The organism is Pseudomonas sp. BT-42-2, assembly GCF_025847435.2.
Taxonomy (GTDB): domain Bacteria; phylum Pseudomonadota; class Gammaproteobacteria; order Pseudomonadales; family Pseudomonadaceae; genus Aquipseudomonas; species Aquipseudomonas urmiensis.
In genome coordinates this window covers 258789-277419 of the sequence record NZ_JAOYTM010000006.1, presented here as the reverse complement: position 1 = coordinate 277419, position 18631 = coordinate 258789, and the positions used below count along the sequence as shown (strand labels likewise).

The 18631-nt window shown below is 60.0% G+C and carries 17 protein-coding genes; 8 read left to right on the top strand and 9 right to left on the bottom strand.

The genetic code is table 11. From position 1 onward, the window contains the following. Positions 1 to 161: 161 nt before the first annotated feature. The gene (gene cfaB / locus OIU19_RS05900) at positions 162 to 1346 is read left to right on the top strand and encodes a C17 cyclopropane fatty acid synthase CfaB (protein WP_264234110.1); all 1185 of its coding nucleotides are present in this window, start codon (positions 162 to 164) and stop codon (positions 1344 to 1346) included. An 8-nt stretch (positions 1347 to 1354) separates the two neighbouring features. On the opposite strand, the gene cls is transcribed toward cfaB, so the two are convergent. Continuing rightward, positions 1355 to 2794: a cardiolipin synthase gene (gene cls, locus OIU19_RS05895; RefSeq protein ID WP_264234108.1), complete on the bottom strand. Its 1440-nt coding sequence runs from the start codon at positions 2792 to 2794 to the stop codon at positions 1355 to 1357. A gap of 130 nt (positions 2795 to 2924) precedes the next feature. Here cls and OIU19_RS05890 point away from each other — a divergent pair, with 130 nt between their 5' ends. After that, positions 2925 to 3452, top strand: a complete 528-nt coding sequence (locus tag OIU19_RS05890; protein ID WP_186553087.1) for a DUF3617 domain-containing protein — start codon at positions 2925 to 2927, stop codon at positions 3450 to 3452. 39 nt (positions 3453 to 3491) lie between these two features. On the opposite strand, the gene folE2 is transcribed toward OIU19_RS05890, so the two are convergent. After that, positions 3492 to 4379 carry a GTP cyclohydrolase FolE2 gene (gene folE2, locus OIU19_RS05885; protein ID WP_264234336.1) on the bottom strand — a complete coding sequence of 296 codons (888 nt, stop codon included), beginning with the start codon at positions 4377 to 4379 and terminating at the stop codon, positions 3492 to 3494. A 23-nt stretch (positions 4380 to 4402) separates the two neighbouring features. Next, on the bottom strand, positions 4403 to 4780 hold the full coding sequence (locus OIU19_RS05880; RefSeq protein ID WP_264234334.1) for a glutamine synthetase: 378 nt from the start codon (positions 4778 to 4780) through the stop codon (positions 4403 to 4405). Positions 4781 to 4890: 110 nt separating this feature from the next. Here OIU19_RS05880 and zigA point away from each other — a divergent pair, with 110 nt between their 5' ends. Genes zigA through OIU19_RS05865 form a run of 3 tightly spaced genes read left to right on the top strand, consistent with a single transcriptional unit; the run spans position 4891 to position 7734 of the window. Beyond that, on the top strand, positions 4891 to 6099 hold the full coding sequence (zigA, locus tag OIU19_RS05875) for a zinc metallochaperone GTPase ZigA (RefSeq protein ID WP_264234105.1): 1209 nt from the start codon (positions 4891 to 4893) through the stop codon (positions 6097 to 6099). After that, positions 6096 to 6725, top strand: a complete 630-nt coding sequence (locus tag OIU19_RS05870; protein ID WP_264234103.1) for a DUF1826 domain-containing protein — start codon at positions 6096 to 6098, stop codon at positions 6723 to 6725. Before zigA ends, OIU19_RS05870 begins: the two co-directional genes overlap by 4 nt. 40 nt (positions 6726 to 6765) lie before the next feature. Next, positions 6766 to 7734: a GTP-binding protein gene (locus OIU19_RS05865; protein WP_264234101.1), complete on the top strand. Its 969-nt coding sequence runs from the start codon at positions 6766 to 6768 to the stop codon at positions 7732 to 7734. Here the strand turns inward: OIU19_RS05865 and OIU19_RS05860 are convergent. Continuing rightward, complete coding sequence (locus OIU19_RS05860) at positions 7731 to 8132, bottom strand: DUF3301 domain-containing protein (RefSeq protein ID WP_264234099.1); 402 nt, start codon at positions 8130 to 8132, stop codon at positions 7731 to 7733. The genes OIU19_RS05865 and OIU19_RS05860 overlap by 4 nt on opposite strands. Positions 8133 to 8251: 119 nt before the next feature. On the opposite strand from OIU19_RS05860, the gene pdxY reads away from it, so the two are divergent. Beyond that, positions 8252 to 9124, top strand: coding sequence for a pyridoxal kinase PdxY (pdxY, locus tag OIU19_RS05855; RefSeq protein ID WP_264234097.1), 873 nt, complete (start codon positions 8252 to 8254; stop codon positions 9122 to 9124). Here the strand turns inward: pdxY and OIU19_RS05850 are convergent. Beyond that, a complete protein-coding gene (locus OIU19_RS05850; RefSeq protein ID WP_186553080.1) occupies positions 9121 to 9606 on the bottom strand; it encodes an acyl-CoA thioesterase in 486 nt (161 codons plus the stop codon). The two genes, pdxY and OIU19_RS05850, sit on opposite strands and share 4 nt — an antisense overlap. 323 nt (positions 9607 to 9929) lie before the next feature. On the opposite strand from OIU19_RS05850, the gene OIU19_RS05845 reads away from it, so the two are divergent. Then, entirely contained in the window at positions 9930 to 11690 is a 1761-nt protein-coding gene (locus tag OIU19_RS05845; RefSeq protein ID WP_264234094.1) for a cation:proton antiporter, read from the top strand. Between the two features lie 137 nt (positions 11691 to 11827). Here the strand turns inward: OIU19_RS05845 and OIU19_RS05840 are convergent, their stop codons facing one another. The 3 genes from OIU19_RS05840 to uvrD form a co-directional block, all read right to left on the bottom strand. Beyond that, positions 11828 to 12235, bottom strand: coding sequence for an SMI1/KNR4 family protein (locus tag OIU19_RS05840; RefSeq protein ID WP_264234092.1), 408 nt, complete (start codon positions 12233 to 12235; stop codon positions 11828 to 11830). A 114-nt stretch (positions 12236 to 12349) separates the two neighbouring features. Then, a complete protein-coding gene (locus tag OIU19_RS05835; protein WP_264234090.1) occupies positions 12350 to 13204 on the bottom strand; it encodes a Tim44 domain-containing protein in 855 nt (284 codons plus the stop codon). Positions 13205 to 13466: 262 nt separating this feature from the next. Further along, the gene (gene uvrD / locus OIU19_RS05830; RefSeq protein ID WP_186553076.1) at positions 13467 to 15650 is read right to left on the bottom strand and encodes a DNA helicase II; all 2184 of its coding nucleotides are present in this window, start codon (positions 15648 to 15650) and stop codon (positions 13467 to 13469) included. Between the two features lie 250 nt (positions 15651 to 15900). Between uvrD and OIU19_RS05825 the strand changes: the two genes are divergently transcribed. After that, the gene (locus OIU19_RS05825; protein WP_372353287.1) at positions 15901 to 18219 is read left to right on the top strand and encodes a putative bifunctional diguanylate cyclase/phosphodiesterase; all 2319 of its coding nucleotides are present in this window, start codon (positions 15901 to 15903) and stop codon (positions 18217 to 18219) included. A 30-nt stretch (positions 18220 to 18249) separates the two neighbouring features. Here the strand turns inward: OIU19_RS05825 and OIU19_RS05820 are convergent, their stop codons facing one another. Next, a complete protein-coding gene (locus tag OIU19_RS05820) occupies positions 18250 to 18567 on the bottom strand; it encodes a hypothetical protein (RefSeq protein WP_264234086.1) in 318 nt (105 codons plus the stop codon). Positions 18568 to 18631: the final 64 nt, after the last annotated feature.

Here is an 18631-nt window from a genome sequence, read left to right as displayed (position 1 = left end):
GCAGAGGGGCACAAGATTAGTCGCAGCGAAGATTGTATACAATCCTAAGGCCGCGACTGGCAGCCAGGAAGTTTTAGACCAAGGTCGGGTTAAACGGAAACTTCGCATGAATGAACTACCCTATTTCGCAGACGTCCGAAATTCAAAGGGAGGGTCATTTCATGCTTGCGCAACTTCCACCCGCGTTGCAGAGCCTGCATTTGCCACTACGCCTGAAGCTCTGGGACGGCAACCAGTTCGATCTGGGGCCAAGCCCGCAAGTGACCATACTGGTCAAGGAGCCCCAGCTGATCAGTCAGCTGACTCACCCGAGCATGGATCAACTGGGTAGCGCCTTCGTTGAAGGCAAGCTGGAACTGGAAGGCGATATCGGCGAAGCCATTCGCGTCTGTGATGAACTCAGCGAAGCACTGCTCAAGGACGAAGCTGAGGTGCTACCTGTGCGCACAGCTCACGACAAGCGCACTGACGCCGAGGCGATTTCTTATCACTACGATGTCTCCAATGAGTTCTACCAGCTCTGGCTGGATCAGGACATGGCGTACTCCTGTGCCTATTTCAAGGAGGCGGACAACACGCTCGATCAGGCCCAACAGGACAAATTTGACCACCTGTGTCGCAAGCTACGCCTGCAGCAAGATGATTACTTGCTCGATGTCGGTTGTGGCTGGGGAGGGCTGGCGCGGTTCGCAGCGCGTGAATATGGCGCCAGGGTATTTGGCATTACCTTGAGCAAACAGCAATTGAAGCTGGCGCGCGAGCGGGTCAAAGAGGAAGGCCTGGGCAAACGGGTCGAGCTACAGATTCTCGATTATCGTGACCTACCCCAGGATGGCCGTTTCGACAAAGTGGTCAGCGTCGGCATGTTCGAGCATGTTGGTCACGCCAACCTCGATCTGTATTGCCAGAAGTTATTTGGCGCGGTGCGTGAAGGGGGCGTGGTGATGAACCACGGCATCACCGCCAAACACGTCGATGGTCGGCCGGTCGGACGAGGTGCAGGCGAGTTCATCGACCGCTATGTCTTCCCCCACGGTGAGTTGCCCCACCTGTCGATGATCAGTAGCAGCATTTGCAAGGCAGGCATGGAGGTGGTCGATGTCGAAAGCCTGCGCATGCACTACGCCAAGACTCTGCATCACTGGAGCGAGAACCTAGAGCACCAGTTGCACCGGGCGGCGGCCATGGTGCCGGAGAAGACCCTGCGCATATGGCGCCTGTACTTGGCAGGCTGCGCCTATGCCTTCAGCAAGGGTTGGATCAACCTGCACCAGATTCTCGCGGTGAAGCCTTACGCGGATGGTCATCATGACCTGCCCTGGACTCGCGAAGACCTCTACCGCTAACTGACCCCTCAAAGGATTGGCGAGATCAGCCGCGCGATACGCATCCCCAGTTGTTGTAGGCGATGGGTATCGCGGCTGTCCTCTGCAGTGATCTCCTTGGCTTGGTCAAAGTCGTTGAGCAGCATCGCTTGCACCTGATCGGCGAAGGCCCGGTCCACGGTCAGCAGGGTGATCTCGAAGTTCAAGCGAAACGAACGGTTGTCCAAGTTGGCACTACCGATCGCGCTGACCTCGTCATCCACCAGCACCACCTTCTGGTGCAGGAACCCCGGCTGATAGCGGAACATGCGCACGCCGGCACGCACCGCTTCGAAGGCGAACAGGCTGGACGCGGCATAGACGATGCGATGGTCAGGTCGAGCCGGAATCAGGATGCGCACATCAACCCCGCGCAGTACGGCTAAACGCAGTGCGGCAAACACGGCCTCATCGGGGATGAAGTAGGGGGTCGTGATCCACACCCGGTGGGTGGCGGATTGGATGGCCTCGACGAAGAACAATGAACAGGTTTCCTGTGGGTCGGCCGGGCCACTGGCGAGCAATTGGCACAGCACGCCGTTGTCCGGATAGGTGTCGGGTAGGATCAACGGGGGCAACTCACGGGTGGCCCAATACCAATCTTCGGCGAATGACTCTTGCAGGCACGCAATCACCGGCCCACTGATTTGCACATGGGTATCGCGCCAGGGCGACAGCCGAGGGTGGCCACCCAGGTATTCGTCGCCGACGTTGTGCCCGCCGACAAAACCTTCCAGCCCGTCGACCACGACGATCTTGCGATGGTTACGGAAGTTGACCTGGAAGCGATTGAACCAGCCACTGCGAGTTGCGAACGCCTTGATTTGTACCCCGCCATCGCGCAATACCTGGCTGTAGCTGGCGGGTAGGGCGTGGCTCCCCACCCGGTCATACAAGACAAAAATCTGCACACCTTCGGCTGCTTTACGCAACAGCAGCTGTTGCAGCTCACGGCCAATGGCGTCGTCGTGGATGATAAAAAACTGCACCAACACCACCCGCCGCGCTTGAGCGATAGCAGCGAAGATGGCATCGAAAGTGGCTTGTCCATCGATCAACAATTTGACGTCGTTATTGGCCAGGCACGGCATGCGACCCAACTTGGGCATTGCCCGCAGCGCCGCATAACTGTCGGACTCGCGCGCGGTGAGTGCTTCCTCGACCCATGGCCGCCAGTTGAGGTTGGCCATGGCCACGTGCATTTCCTGGTTGGCCTGGCGCCTGGCCTGGATGTAGGCATTGAAGGAGCGGGCGCCGAAAACCAGATAGGGGATCAAGGTCAGGTAGGGAATGAAGAACAGCGGCATCGCCCAGGCGATTGCACCTTGGGCAGTGCGCACGGTGAACACTGCATGGAGCGCGGCAATGATGCCGAGCAAATGGATGAGGCCGAGCACGTAACCGAAGAAGTAGGGGCTGTGGTAATCCATACGCATCCTGCTTGGCGAAATCACTTCAGCTAACAGACCACGTTAATGGGCTGGCTTGCAACCCAATCACGAAAATGACGTCTAAGCTCTGTCCGGCGAGATTGCCGGTAATGCTAAGGAGCATCCATCGATGAAGATTCGTCTGCCACTTTTCGCCTTGGTCGTGGGTCTGGCCAGCCCACTGGTCAATGCGCAGATGTTGCAACCCGGCCTGTGGGAGCTGACCACCAGCAATATGCAGGTCGACGGCAAGCCGTTGCCCGACATGGGCTTCATGCTCGGACAGTTGAAGAACCTACCGCCCGAGCAGCGCGCCATGATGGAAGGCGTGTTGGCAAAACAGGGGATTACCGTGGCAGGTAATGGTGTGCGTTCTTGCCTGACGCCGGAGCAGGTCAAGACTGATGACATCCCGTTGCAGGATCCGCAGTCGGGATGTACGCAAAAGATCACCGACCGCAGCGGCAATGTCTGGAAGTTCCAGTTCAGCTGCCCGAAGGCACAGGGCACCGGCGAGGCGACTTTCCTCAGCGATCGTGAGTTCACCACCAAGGTCAACGGCACGTTCAATGCTTCGGGTGTTCAACAGCAAGGCAGCATGAATACGCGAGCGGTGTGGTTGGGCAACGACTGTGGAACAGTCAAACCACGTTCTTGAAGTTAAGTCATTTGGGGTCGCAGCGCGGCCCCTCGGCAATTACCACTGCCACTCGCTGACCGCCACAGCGTCATGGGCATGCAGGCTTTCGGCATGTTCCACGCGCACGTTAAATCCGCTCGACCATTCCACTTCCCGTAGGGCGAGGTGGACTCGCCTGGCGGCGTCTTCGCAGAACATAAGATTTTGTCCATTGGCCAATGCGAAGGCCTGTTCATCGGCGCGCTTGACCGCAGTTTGTACTGCCGTGCCCAAGGCGCCTTCTACTCGATCGATCAGCCCAGTAATCGGCAACGTTTGCATAGCATCACGCAGGCGCACTTTTACTTGTGCATCGCTGCGCTGGCTGTGAGGCGTGGCTACGATTCCCTGACTGCTACCCAACCATTGCAAAAGCGCCTCGCGATCCAAGTCAGCATGGCTGAAGTCAGCTAGAAACTGCTGCTGAATAAGCTGCCGAGCCAGCGCCGCCGAGCAAGGGCAGGTGGATGAATAGGGAATTTGCACAAATAGTTCCACGTGGAACATCTCGTTTTTGATGCTTGCATCAACCGATACCGGGTAGCTTTTCCAACCAGAAAGTGGGCTGACCAGGGCAGGCCTTTTCAACAGATGCTCGAAGGTGAGGCTCAGGTAAGCGGCAGAAGAAAGCCCTGCATGGCTGTCGAGAAAGGTCGCCAGCAAGCGCCGTAATACCTGCGGGCTCAGTTCGCTTTGCTCCAGGCTCTCCAAGGCCAGATACAGCCGCGACATATGAATACCCCGCGACTTGCCGTCATTCAGGTTAACCCCTGCACTGGCACGAGCACTTAGCGTTCGCCCTTCAAACTGTACGGGCAACGCGATGCCCTGCATGCCGACCCAGTCCAAAGGCTGGGTGCGCTGAGTGGTTTGTTTTGCCACATCGGGGAGTTTCAAGCTGGTCATCAGGGTACCCATCAAAAATATCGTCAGCGGCATCCGCCAATCAGGCTGCAGTGCAAGTTGAAGCGTTGTCCGCTGGAGCTGGAAACTCGGTTCAAGGTGGTCCAACCAACTCGACGGCTGTAGCCGAACCAAGCCTCTCCATCGCTCGCCAGACCTGTATAGAAGGTCGTACGGCCGTAACCGGTGTTGGTTTGCGCCCACAGTCTTTTGCTCGCTGCTTCAAAGCCGCGCAGATACAGAGATCTACCTTCGCTGCGCACACTGTAGTAATTACCGTTGCCATCCTTGCAGGCGAGCAGCGTGGCGCTTCGCGTACACAGCGCCAGATTGGTTTGCGGCAGAGCCAGCAGGTGTGCCGGCGTCACAATCAGCAATAGCGCCAAGGCACAGGGCAGTTTCATAGGCTTCTCCAGGAATGCCATTGGGCAGCACGGCTTGGCGAAATTGTATTGTTATATTATAACATTGTGCAATGCATCGTTTCGAATGCGTCCGCCTGAAGAGGTCCACCATGTCCAACCGTCTCCCTGTCACCGTGTTGTCCGGCTTTCTAGGCGCGGGCAAAAGTACCTTGCTCAATCACATCCTGCGCAATCGTGATGGCTTGCGCGTCGCTGTGATCGTCAACGACATGAGCGAAATCAACATCGACGCCAGCGAGGTGCAGCGCAATGTCAGCCTTAATCGCGCTGAAGAAAAACTGGTCGAGATGAGCAATGGCTGCATCTGCTGCACCTTGCGCGAAGACCTGCTTGAGGAAGTGGCGCGGCTCGCCGAGGAAGGGCGTTTCGATTACCTGTTGATCGAGTCGACCGGTATTTCCGAACCCCTGCCGGTGGCCGAGACGTTTACGTTCCGAGATGAACAAGGCCGTAGCCTGTCCGATATGGCGCGCTTGGATACCATGGTCACTGTGGTCGACGGTTTGAATTTTTTGCGCGATTACCAAGCGGCCGATAGCTTGGCCAGCCGCGGCGAAACTTTGGGCGAAGAGGATGAGCGCTCGATCAGCGACTTGCTGATCGAGCAGATCGAGTTCGCCGACGTGCTGCTGCTGAGCAAGATCGACCTGATCAGCCAGGATCAGCGTGAAGAGCTCACGGCGATCCTGCGTAGCCTCAATGCCCGGGCGCAGATCGTGCCGATGGTGATGGGCCAAGTGCCGCTGGCGCGAATCCTCGATACCGGCTTGTTCGACTTCGATCAGGCGGCGCAGGCGCCGGGTTGGCTGCAAGAGCTGCGTGGCGAACACGTGCCCGAGACCGAGGAGTATGGCATCGCTGCCAGCAGCTGGCAGGCGCGTCGTCCGCTACACCCGCAGCGTTTCTTCGACTTTATCCACAAGCCTTGGAGCAATGGCCGCTTGCTGCGCTCCAAGGGCTTCTTCTGGCTGGCCAGTAAGTACCAGGAAGCCGGCAGCTGGTCCCAGGCAGGCGGCATGATGCGCCATGGTTTGGCCGGGCGCTGGTGGCGCTTCGTGCCGCGCGAGCAATGGCCACAGGATGAAGACAATACTGCGGCGATTCTCAAGCAGTGGACAGCAGAGGTAGGCGACTGTCGGCAGGAGCTGGTATTCATTGGTCAGAACATCGACTTTGCCAGGTTATCCACAGAGCTGGACGCCTGCTTGTTGACCGACGAGGAGATGCAGGCGGGTCCAATGGCTTGGCTACGTTTACCCGATCCGTTCGGTGCTTGGCATGACGAGATGGCGGCATGAGTACCACGCGCGCTGTGGATATCTCCCAGGTGTTCGGCCAATCGCCGCAGGTGTTGGCCGAAATACTGCAGGATGGCGTTAACCTCGCCGCTTGGCAGCGACGCCTGCCAGCGCAGGTCGCAGACTTTTCCACAGTACTGCTCAGCCTAGACCCGCTACTGGCAGATGAACGGGTGATCGATGTGGATGAACGTCACCCGCCGCAGTTACCAGGCTTGCTATCGGGAGCGGCGGATCTGCATGGCTATGAGAGCTTCGTCGCCGACGTGGCCTGGCTGGTGGCCGCTTACACCTGCCTGCTGGGCGCGCGCCGGATTGGCCTGCGCTTGCGGGTGCTGGAGGGCGCCATGTGTCCGCGCTTCCATGTGGATAAAGTCCCTTTGCGACTGTTGACCACGTATATCGGTGCCGGCAGCGAGTGGCTCAAGGAGGAGGCAATAGACCGTGGACAACTTCACACCGCTCAGCCGGCTGTGGATAACATTCAGCGCTTGCAGGCCGGGGAGGTTGCAATACTCAAGAGCGAAAAGTGGCTGGGCAATGAAGGGGCAGGGCTGGTGCACCGCTCACCGATGACCGCACCCGGCGAGCGCCGCCTGTTGCTTAGCCTTGACTGGTTGGCATGACGGGGCATAGTGAAGGTTGATTCCGTCTCGATGCGCATCCATGTTGCAGAACATTCCTACCCACGTGATTGCTGGCCCACTGGGCGCTGGCAAGACCAGCCTGATCCGGCAGCTGCTCGCCCAGCGTCCGGCCACCGAGCGCTGGGCGGTACTGGTCAATGAATTCGGCCAGATCGGCCTCGATGCTGCGCTGCTTAGCCGCGACGAGGATGGCGTGGCGATTGGCGAAGTGGCGGGAGGATGCCTGTGTTGCGTCAACGGCATGCCGTTTCAGGTCGGCTTGGCTCGCTTGCTGCGCAAAGCCCGTCCTGATCGCTTGTTCATAGAGCCGTCGGGTTTGGGTCATCCACTCCAGTTGCTCAAGCAGTTGGGGCAGGCACCGTGGACCGGAGTGCTCAATGTGCAGCCCATGATCATGGTGCTCGATGCCCTTGCGCTGGCGCGAGGTGAGCCATTACCACAGACGCAAGAGCAGGCGTTATCCGCCGCTAACTTGTTGATATTTAACAAATCTGAAGCTGTGGATGAACAGCGGAGGTTGTTGATAACTCAGCAGCTGCCTGACCTTCCAAGGTACTGGACCGAGCACGGCGAGTTTCCCCTGGCGCAGCTGCCAATTTTTTCCACAAGCGATCTAGCCAACTCTGCGGAGGTTGAGCTGCCTGTGGAAAACACTTCTGCGCCGCTTGTAGCCCTGTGGACAGATCCATCCCAGCCGATTTGCCTGGCGCAACAAGGTGAAGGGGGTTGGAGTATTGGCTGGCGCTGGCATCCCAGCCAGCGGTTCGATGTGTCGCAATTACAGGCGTTTCTCCGCGCTTGGCCCTGGCGCAGGGCCAAGGGAGTTATCCACAGCGCAGCGGGCTGGCAATCCTTCAATGGCCTGCAGGCCAGTGCCGTGGATTGGCACTCAAGCGAATGGCGCAAGGATTCTCGCATCGAGCTGATCTTCGCTCAGCCGCAGCCCACGCCAGCCCTGCAGAGCGCCCTGGCCGCCTGCCGCCTTTAGCGCTGATCGTTGCGCCAGCGATTGTGCTCCTGGCGCCACTGCTGCATCTCGATGACGTTATCGCTGCGTGGCGGGGTCTTGATCTCGAACGGGTAGGGCGCCAGCTCGATCTGCATGGTGTGTGCGCCGAACTGGGTGACAGTGCCGGGGTGGCGTTGCTCGCCAGTGACAGTGAATTCGAAGTTATAGATCCGCGCCAGGCGCTTGCGGCCGTTGGCATCAGGCACGAAGGCAATGCGCTTGAGCGCGACGGCGTCGTCCAACAGCTCCAGGTCGAGTTTGGCGCAATGCTGCTTGACCCGTGCCAGGGCCTTCTCGCGCAGGCCATGGTTGTGCCACAGCCAGGCGCCGACCGTGGCTAGCAGCATCAGGACGAAGAGGTTCTCCAGGGTCAACATTTGCGTAGGCTCCAAACAAGTAGATCCAGCTTAACTGCGTCCCTGGTCTGTCGTACAGGTGGCAATCGAGTTCATACTGCGCGACGCTCTCATCCTGAATCGGCTTTGGAAAACTCCGCATGAAACGTACACCGCATCTGCTCGCTATCCAGTCCCATGTGGTCTTTGGCCACGCCGGAAACAGCGCCGCGGTGTTTCCCATGCAGCGGATCGGGGTCAACGTCTGGCCACTCAATACCGTGCAATTTTCCAATCACACTCAGTATGGCCAGTGGGCGGGAGAAGTGCTTGCTCCAGCGCAAATTCCTGCGTTGGTAGAAGGCATTTGCAACATTGGCGAGTTGGGCCACTGCGATGCGGTGTTGTCCGGCTACCTGGGCAGTGCCGAGCAAGGTCGGGCGATTCTCGCTGGCGTGGAACGGATCAAGGCGGTCAACCCCAAGGCGCTGTACCTGTGCGATCCGGTCATGGGCCATGCCGAGAAGGGCTGCATCGTCCCCGAGGAAGTCAGTGAGTTCCTGCTCGAACAAGCGGCTTCAAAGGCCGATATCCTGTGCCCCAATCAGCTTGAACTGGACAGCTTCAGTGGGCGTCGGGCGCAGTCGCTGGAAGATTGTGTGGCGATGGCGCGCGGCCTGCTCGAGCGGGGGCCGCAAGTGGTGCTGGTCAAGCACCTGAGCTACCCGGGCCGCGCTGAAGATACCTTTGAAATGCTGTTGGTGACCCGCGAAGAAAGCTGGCACCTGCGTCGGCCGCTGCTGTGCTTCCCGCGTCAGCCGGTAGGCGTCGGCGACCTGACCTCTGGTCTGTTCCTGGCCCGGGTGCTGTTGGGTGACAGCTGGGTGCAGGCGTTCGAGTTCAGCGCGGCCGCCGTGCACGAGGTTCTGCTCGAAACCCAGGCCAGCGCCAGCTACGAATTGCAGCTGGTACGGGCCCAGGATCGTATTGCCCATCCGCGCGTGCGCTTCGAAGCACAGCGCCTGACGGTTTAAATGGCGTCGGTCTTCAGGTCCTGGTAGCGCTTTTCCAGCTCCTGACGGATCTGCCGGCGCTGCTTGCCTTGCAGGAAGCGGCGTTTCTCTTCGCTGCTCTGCGGTAGGCGCGCAGGCACCGGCACCGGACGGCGATTGTCATCGACTGCAACCATGGTGAAGAAGCAGCTGTTGGAGTGGCGCACCGAGCGCTCGCGAATGTTCTCGGTTACCACTTTGATGCCCACCTCCATCGAGGTGTTGCCGGTGTAGTTGACCGAGGCCAGGAAGGTGACCAGTTCGCCGACGTGGACCGGCTCGCGGAATACCACCTGATCGACCGACAGGGTCACCACGTAAGTGCCGGCATAGCGGCTGGCGCACGCATAAGCCACCTCATCGAGGTACTTGAGCAAGGTGCCGCCGTGTACGTTGCCGGAGAAGTTGGCCATGTCCGGAGTCATCAGGACGGTCATAGTCAGCTGGGCGTTTCCAGGTTCCATAGTGTGCTCACGGTGAGGTTGCGCTGAAACGGGGCGGGCATCTTCGGACACTTCTTCGACCCCTGTTGAAATTTCCCATCCTGGTACGGGACGTCGGCAGGCGCTCCATCGTCACGCGGTTCGCGCCATTAGCTGAGGCGAAGCGGCCGACATGTTTCTGCATATTGCACCAACGTTTTGCGCAGAGGCGCGATGTTAACCTGAGCAAGCCCATGCAACATGGGCTTTCCTGCATTTAACACAGTATGTATCTGCTGCTCGCTGATGATGACCTCGGCGGAGGAGCGGTCTGCCCGGGCAACGTGAAAAAGGAGTACCACGCCATGCATGCCATCAGCTTTATTCAGGACCTGGCAGTGATCATGCTGGTGGCGGGGGTGGTCACCATCCTGTTCCATCGCTTCAAGCAACCGGTGGTGCTTGGCTATATCGTTGCCGGCTTCATCATTGGCCCGCACACCCCACCGTTTGGCCTGATTCACGACGAAGACACGATCAAGACCCTGGCCGAGCTGGGGGTGATCTTCCTGATGTTCTGCCTGGGCCTGGAATTCAGCCTACGCAAGTTATTCAAGGTCGGCGCGACGGCATTTATCGCGGCGTTCCTGGAAATCGTCCTGATGATCTGGATCGGTTTCGAAATCGGTCGCTGGTTCGGCTGGAGCACCATGGATTCGCTGTTCCTCGGCGCGATCCTGGCGATTTCCTCGACCACCATCATCGTCAAGGCGCTCAATGACCTGAAGATGAAGAACGAGCGCTTCGCCCAGCTGATCTTCGGCGTGCTCATCGTTGAAGACATCTTGGGCATCGGCATCATTGCCCTGCTGTCGGGTATCGCCGTCAGCGGTTCGGTCAGCTCCGGCGAAGTATTCTCCACCGTCGGCAAGCTGTCGCTGTTCATGATCGTCGCGCTGGTCATTGGTATCTTGCTGGTGCCGCGGCTGTTGGCCTATGTGGCCAAGTTCGAAAGCAACGAAATGCTGCTGATTACCGTGCTGGGCCTGTGCTTCGGCTTCTGCCTGCTGGTGGTCAAGCTTGAGTACAGCATGGTCCTCGGCGCCTTCCTGATCGGCGCGATCATGGCCGAATCGCGCCAACTGCTGAAGATCGAGCGGCTGATCGAGCCGGTTCGCGACCTGTTCAGTGCGATTTTCTTCGTTGCCATCGGCCTGATGATCGACCCCCAGGTGCTGATCGATTACGCCTGGCCGATCGTGGTGATCACCTTGGCGGTGGTGCTGGGCAAGATGCTCTCTTGCGGCATGGGGGCTTTTATCGCCGGCAATGATGGCCGCACTTCACTTCGGGTGGGCATGGGCCTTTCGCAGATCGGCGAGTTCTCTTTCATCATTGCCGCGCTGGGCATGACGTTGCAGGTCACCAGCGACTTTCTTTATCCGGTTGCGGTGGCCGTCTCGGCGATCACCACACTGCTCACGCCTTACTTGATTCGTGCAGCCGATCCGCTGTCGATCAAGCTTGGCAACATTGTCCCGAGCCGTGTTTCGCGAGTGCTGTCGCTGTATGGCGAATGGTTGCGCAGTATTCAGCCGCAAGGCGAGGGAGCAATGCTGGCGGCGATGATCCGGCGCATCTTGCTGCAGGTCGGGGTCAACCTAGCGCTGGTGATCGCGATCTTCTTCAGTGGCGGTTACTTCGCCGAGCGGCTCGGCAGTTGGTTGAGCCAGTGGGTGGGCGACATCGGCCAGCAGAAGGCGCTGATCTGGGGCGCGGCACTGCTGTTGTCGTTGCCATTCCTGATCGCCGCCTATCGCAAGCTCAAGGCGCTATCGATGCTGTTGGCGGAGATGGGCGTGAAGCCAGAGATGGCCGGGCGGCATACCCAGCGTGTGCGTCGGGTGATCGCCGAGGTGATCCCGCTGCTGTCGCTGCTGGTGATCTTCCTGCTGCTGTCGGCGTTGTCGGCGAGCATTCTGCCGACCAATGAGTTGCTGCTGGTGATCGTAGTGGTGGCGGCAGTGGTCGTGGCGCTGCTGTGGCGCTGGTTGATTCGGGTGCATACGCGCATGCAGATCGCGTTGCTGGAGACCCTGGAAAACAACCGTGATCACTCGCACTGACAGATAGATGCTCTCTGCGCGAGATTTCATCGAAGTCCGAGGGGATGACACGGTAGCGAGTCGCCAGGCGCAGAAAGCCTGGCGATTTTACGGCCATTAATGGCTAAGAGCCATCATCTTGTGCGGATAACTCTCGTTCAGCTTTCCAGCCAGACGTCACGCGCCCAATGCCAGACCGATTCCCAGCTTTCTTCGGTGACGATCTCTTCTTCGCCGGACCACAGCACCACGGTGCCGTCCTCTTCGACGCAGTAGTAGTCGTCGCCATCCTGGCAGATCGGAATCAGTTCACGTGGAACGCCAGCGTCCCAGGCATTGGCCGCCACTTCCGGCAGGTAGGTGTGCGACTGCGGATCGGTCGCGGTCACTGGCTCAAGGCTGCCATAGACCACATCGCTGACGGTCAGCAGAAATTCCTTGAACACGAACGGAATGTTGATGAACAGCTGCTCCTCGACCTCGACCAGCTGATCTTCATCAGGAAGCTCCAGGGGCACCGGTACCGGCTCATTGGCTTCACGCAGTTGTTCGATCACTTCTTCCACGGTTCACATCCTCTACCTTGATGACAACGCTGCGCGTTATACCCTAGTAGCCCGCTGAGGCAAAAGCAAAAACCCCGGGCAAGCCCGGGGTTTTTTTGTTGCAGCGTGTCAGGATCAGCCGTTCTGGCGGATACCGGCGAGCAGCCAAGGCTGGTTTTCGCCCTGAGCGCGCTCCATGTGCCAGCTTTCGCTGAAAGCTTCACCCTGGTCGAAGCGCGAGGTCTTCGACTGACCACGGAAGGTCAGGGTGGCGATGGTCTTGTCGGCGCGGTCATCGACGCCTTCCAGTTGCACATCGAGGTTATCGATGTAGGTGGACTGGAAGCCATCACCCAGGTCAGCACGCTCGCGCTTGAGGAACTCGAGCAGTTGCGGGGTGACGAACTCGGCGATCTTGTCCATCTCGTTGGCATCCCAGTGCTGCTGCAGCGACTGGAAGTGGTTGCGCGCGGCGGCCAGGAAGCTTTGCTCGTTGAACCAGGCCGGGGCGTTGATCACCGGCGCGGCGGCGGCAGGTGCGGCGGCGCCACCGAAGATCGACGGTTGAGCCGGTTGCTGGGTGTGTGCTTCGCGCTGGAACGGCGCGTGGCCGGCAGGCGCAGCGTGAGCCTGTTGCTGGCGACGGCGGGCGGCGATGAAGCGGAACACCAGGAAGGCGATCAGGCCCATGATCAGGAAGTCCAAGATCTGCATGCCCTGGAAGCCGTCACCCATGAACATGGAGGCCAGCAGGCCACCGGCCGCGAGGCCGGCAAGTGGGCCCAGCCAGCGCGAAGCACCGCTGGCGGCGGCCGGCGCGCGACCTGGAGCGGTCGGTGCGGCAGCAGGCGTGGTTGGCGTAGCCTGGCGAGTCTGGTGGATAGGCGCGGAGCCCGAGCTCTTGCCGCCGCCGAAGCGTTTGGCGTTGGCGTCCAGGCTCAGCGTCAGGCCGACGCACAGCGCCAGGGCGATGCTAAGAAAACGTTGCATAAGTGGGATATCCCCTGATTGTGGATTGCACGCGCGTCATGGTGCACATGATGGAGCAGACATGGCTAGCGCCATAATGTTTCTAGCTTTTGCCTGAATGGTTCTACGGAAAGAGGAAAACAGGCTGTAGGGCTTTTGCTTCATGGTTGTAAGAGAAATCGTGCCGTGTCAGTTCTGGCTTCATCGCGGGTAAGCCCGCTCCTACAGGGAAAGGGAAAATCCGTGTAGGAAGGGCATGTCCTGCGATGAGGCCAGTACGGCTTCAGATTGCCTCGAGCTTGGCATACCCCAGCATCAACCACTTGCTGCCCTCGGCGAAGTTCACCTGCACTCGCGCCTGCGCGCCCGAGCCTTCGAAGTTGAGGATTACACCCTCGCCAAACACCGAATGCTGCACGCGCTGGCCGAGGGAGAAGGCTGTCTGCGGAATGCTGGCATTGGCGAAGATGCTGCTCGATTGTGTCTGCGCACCGCCGAACGGGCGGCTTACCGAGTTGGACAGGCGTACTTCCTGTACCAGCCCCGGCGGGATCTCCCGGACGAAGCGCGACACCTTGTTGTAGGTCTCGCTGCCATACAGGCGCCGGGTTTCGGCGTAGGTCATGTACAGCTGGCGCATGGCGCGGGTGATGCCCACATAGGCCAGGCGGCGCTCTTCGGCCAGACGACCGGGCTCCTCCAGGCTCATCTTGTGCGGGAACAGGCCTTCTTCCATGCCCACCAGGAACACGTAGGGGAATTCCAGGCCCTTGGCGCTGTGCAGGGTCATCAGCTGGATGCTGTCTTCGTGCTCGTCCGCCTGCGATTCACCGGCTTCCAGCGAAGCGTGGCCAAGAAACGCCGACAGCGGGGACAGCTCGGCGTCTTCTTCGCTGCTTTCGAAGTTACGCGCGGCGCTGACCAGTTCCTCAAGGTTTTCTACCCGCGCCTGGCCTTTTTCACCTTTCTCTTCCTGGTGATAGATGATCAGCCCGGACTGCTCGATAACGGTTTGAGTCATCAGGTGCAGTGGCATCTCAGCAGCTTTGGCGGCGAGGTTCTCGATCAGTTCGATGAACGCGCCCAGGGCGCTGGCAGCGCGACCCTTGAGGCCTTTGGCGGCGAGTAGTTGGCACATCGCCTCCCACATCGACAGTTGACTGTGGCGGGCGTGGTCGCGGATCGCCTCGACGGTTTTCTCGCCAATGCCACGGGGCGGCACGTTGATCACCCGTTCCAACGCTGCATCGTTACCACGGCCTTCAAGCAGGCGTAGGTAGGCCATCGCGTTCTTGATCTCGGCGCGCTCGAAGAAGCGCTGGCCGCCATAGATACGGTACGGGATACGCTCGCGCAGCAACGCCTCTTCGAGCACCCGCGATTGGGCGTTGGAGCGATACAAAATGGCAATGTCGCTGCGCGCGCTGCCTTGCTTGATCACGCTTTCGATCGACTCGACCACGTAGCGCGCTTCATCGTGCTCGTTGTAGGCGGCGTACAGCGTCAGCGGCTCGCCTTCGCCGACGTCGGTCCACAGCTCCTTGCCCAGGCGATCGCTGTTGTTGGCGATCAGGGCGTTGGCGGCCTTGAGGATGCCGCCGGTGGAGCGGTAGTTCTGCTCCAGGCGGATCATCTCGGCGTCGGGGAAGTCGTCGGTGTACTGATGGATGTTCTCGATCTTGGCGCCGCGCCAGCCATAGATCGACTGGTCGTCATCGCCCACCACCATCAGGCTGTCGCCGCCTTTGGCCAGCAGGCGCAACCAGGCGTACTGGACGGCGTTGGTATCCTGGAACTCGTCTACCAGCAGGTGGCGGAAGCGCCGCTGGTAGTGCTCGAGTAGACCTGGGTTGTCGCGCCACAAGTCCAGCGCGCGCAGCAGCAGCTCGGAGAAGTCGATGACCCCGGCGCGCTCACAGGCCTGCTCGTAGGCCACGTAGATGCTGCGCATGGTGCCCAGGAACAGGTCGCCACCCGGCTGGATGTGCTGCGGGCGCAGGCCTTCATCCTTCTGCCCGTTGATGAACCACTGCGCTTGGCGGACCGGCCAGCGTTGTTCGTCGAGGCCCAGTTCACGGATCACCCGTTTGACCAGCCGTTGCTGATCATCGCTGTCGAGGATCTGGAAGTTCTGCGCCAGCCGCGCTTCCTGCCAGTGCGCCCGCAGCAGGCGGTGCGCCAGGCCGTGGAAGGTGCCCACCCACATGCCGGCGGGGTTGATGCCCATCAACTGCTCGATCCGCTGGCGCATTTCGGCTGCGGCCTTGTTGGTGAAGGTCACCGACAGGATCGAGTGCGGCGAGGCCTGTTCGACCTGGATCAGCCAGGCGATACGGTGCACCAGCACGCGGGTTTTTCCGGAACCGGCGCCGGCAAGCACCAGTTGACGCCCCACCGAGGCTGCTACGGCCTGGCGTTGGGCATCATTGAGAGAGTTCAGCAGGAGGGAGAGGTCATCTGTGCGCATCCGGCCATTCTAGGGCGGCGTCGGGGAACGGGCAAACCTCTACTGTATAAATATTCACCTGGCAGACTGGCCATTCATCGGGCTGACCGATGCGTCAGTGTGCCTGGCATGACTTAGAGCAGTTTGGCCGCAAGCAGCGTTTGTGTATTCTCCCAGCACGTTTGCGGTCATCCCTAACAAGAACACAACAAGAACCAGCCCTATGACCCAGGATTGCACGACGATCGGCGCATCGTCGCAGACCAGGAGCGTGCGACGGCAATTTGCCACCCAGCTCTCCATCGAGCGCACCCGCCTGCTCTACCAAGGCTCGCTGCTGCCAACACTGTTCATGCTGCTCAACGGCTTGCTCTGCGCCTGGCTGTTGTGGAGCCCTGGGCGCTATCTGCTGGTTGCTGCGTGGCTGGTCTGGCTGTTGGCGCTGGTGGCCCTACGGGTGATCCAGGTCGCCGCGTTCGACAGGGCCACGGCTGAGCGTCAAGCCAGCCCCAACTGGTGGCGCATGTTCCTGGCAGGCTCTGCCTTCAGCGGCCTGACCCTGGCCTGCGCCGCAATCGCCTGGGTGCCTGTGGATAATTTCGCCGAACAGGCGTGGATCTTCGGTCTGCTGGGGATGGCGGCGTTGTCGGCAAGCGTCGCCTATGCGGTCAGCCTGCCGGCGTTTCTCAGTTTTGCCTTGCCCTGTCTGCTACCGCCGATTGTCTACTTGTTCTATTTCGAGGCCGGTCACCAGCGTGGCTGGGGCTGGCTTGGCCTGATCTTGCTGGCGGCGCTGATGGTGGTGGCCTGGCAGGTCAACCGGTTGATCGACCGTAGCCTGGTGCGGCGTTTCCAGAACCAGGCGCTGAGCGAGGACCTGCAGCGCATCTACGCGCAAAAAGCCCTCGAAGAGCAGCAGCGCCTCGCCTCGACGGTGTTCGAGGCGTGTAATGAAGGCATCGTTATCCTCAACGCCGAGTTCTCACTGCTGGCAGTCAACCAGGCGTTTTGCCAGATGACCGGCTACGCGCGTGCCGAACTGCTGGCGCGTGACCTGCTCGAGCTGCCTTGTAGCAGCGATGTGCGTCGTCACAACCTAGCCATCGATCTAGCCCTGCGCCAACACGGCCACTGGCAGGGCGAACTGGTGGAGGCGCGCAAAAATGGCGAGCTATACCCGCAATGGTTGCAGCTCACTGGGGTGCGCGATGCCCACGGCAATCTGAGCAATGTGGTCGGCTTCTTCACCGATCTGTCGGCCCGGCGAGCATCGGAAGAGCGTCTGCGTTACTTGGCCCACTATGACGAATTGAGCGGTCTGGCCAACCGCGCGCTATTCCGCCTGCGCTTGCATGAGGCCGGCCAGCGGGTGCGGGTCAGTGGCCGTAGCCTGGCGTTGCTGCACATCGACCTGGATCGCTTCAAGCTGCTTAACGAAAGCCTCGGTCATGAACTGGCCGACCAACTGATCAAGAAAATCGCCCAGCGCATCGCCAATGCCGTGCCGGAGGCCGATACCGTGGCGCGGCTGTCGGGTGACGAATTCGCAGTGTTGTTCGATGGCTACAGCAATCTCTCCAGCCTGGTGCGGGTGACTACCCGGCTGTTGGACAAATTGCGCGTACCGCAGCGCCTGGATGGCCACGAGGTGGTCATCAGCGCCTCGGTAGGCATCAGTGTGCTGGCCGATGCCAGCTTCGATGGCAATACCCTGATCAGCCAGGCCGACATGGCCAAGCAGCATGCTAAGCATCTGGGCGGGGATAACTTCCAGTTCTATACCGAAAGCCTGCGCGCCAGTACCGTCGAGCGCCTGCAGTTGGAGAACCAACTGCGCAAGGCCATCGATGAAGGCCAACTGCTGGTTTATTACCAGCCCAAGTTGTGCCTGCGCACCGGCCGCCTGCATGCCGCCGAAGCCCTGGTGCGCTGGCAGCATCCGCAGTTGGGGATGGTCCCGCCAGGGGAGTTCATAGGTCTGGCGGAAGAGACCGGGTTGATCGCACCCATGGGCGAATTCGTCTTGCGTCAGGCCTGCTGGCAAGCCTGTGAATGGCTGCGCGAAGGGCTGCAGATTCGCGTGTCGGTGAACCTGTCGGTCTATCAACTGCGCCAGGGCAAGTTGATCAGCCTGGTGCGCCAAGTGCTGGAGGAAACCGGCCTGGCGCCGCATCTGCTGGAGTTGGAACTGACCGAGAGCCAATTGCTCGACAGCGTCGAGCACATCATCGCCACCTTCGAGCAACTGCATGAGCTGGGGGTGAAACTGGCCATCGATGACTTCGGCACCGGCTACTCGTCACTGAGCTACCTCAAGCGCTTCCCGGTCGACTACGTGAAGATCGACCAGGCGTTCATCCGCGGGCTGCACGAGGGCAGTCAGGATGCCGCCATCACCCGCGCGATCATCGTCATGGCCCAGAGCCTGGGGTTGGGCGTGGTGGCCGAAGGGGTGGAAACCAATGAACAGCTGAGCTTTTTACGCGAGCAGGGCTGCGATGAGGCTCAGGGCTATTTGATCAGTCGCCCTGTCGATGCTTGGGCGTTCAAGGCACTGTTGCAAAGCGCATTGCAAGGTGTGACCAAGTAGGGAGCCCAGGAGGGCCCCCCACCGCGTGGGTCAGTGGGTGACCAGAATATCGGTGATGCTATGGATCAACTGCCCTTGGTAGAAGATATCCACTTTAGGGATGTTGCTGTGATCGCCCGGCATTTTGAAGGACATGGTTTTTTCCGTGACGACCTGAGGATAGATACCCTCGACAGCTTCCAGCTTGAGCTCCAGGGCCAGCGCAAAGGACTTGTCCTGAATGTCGCGAACGCTGAGGGTGGGATTGAGTCCCGGGTGTGCAACCACAACGGAGCCATATACCCGGAAGCTGACGCTGCCAGGCATGTTGTCCATTTGTGCAACCCAACCTTTGGTTTCGATAGTCATATTGCGTACTCCTTCCATGAATGCAACGTGTGTTGCGGAGTCGCCATATTTCACTTGTTCGATC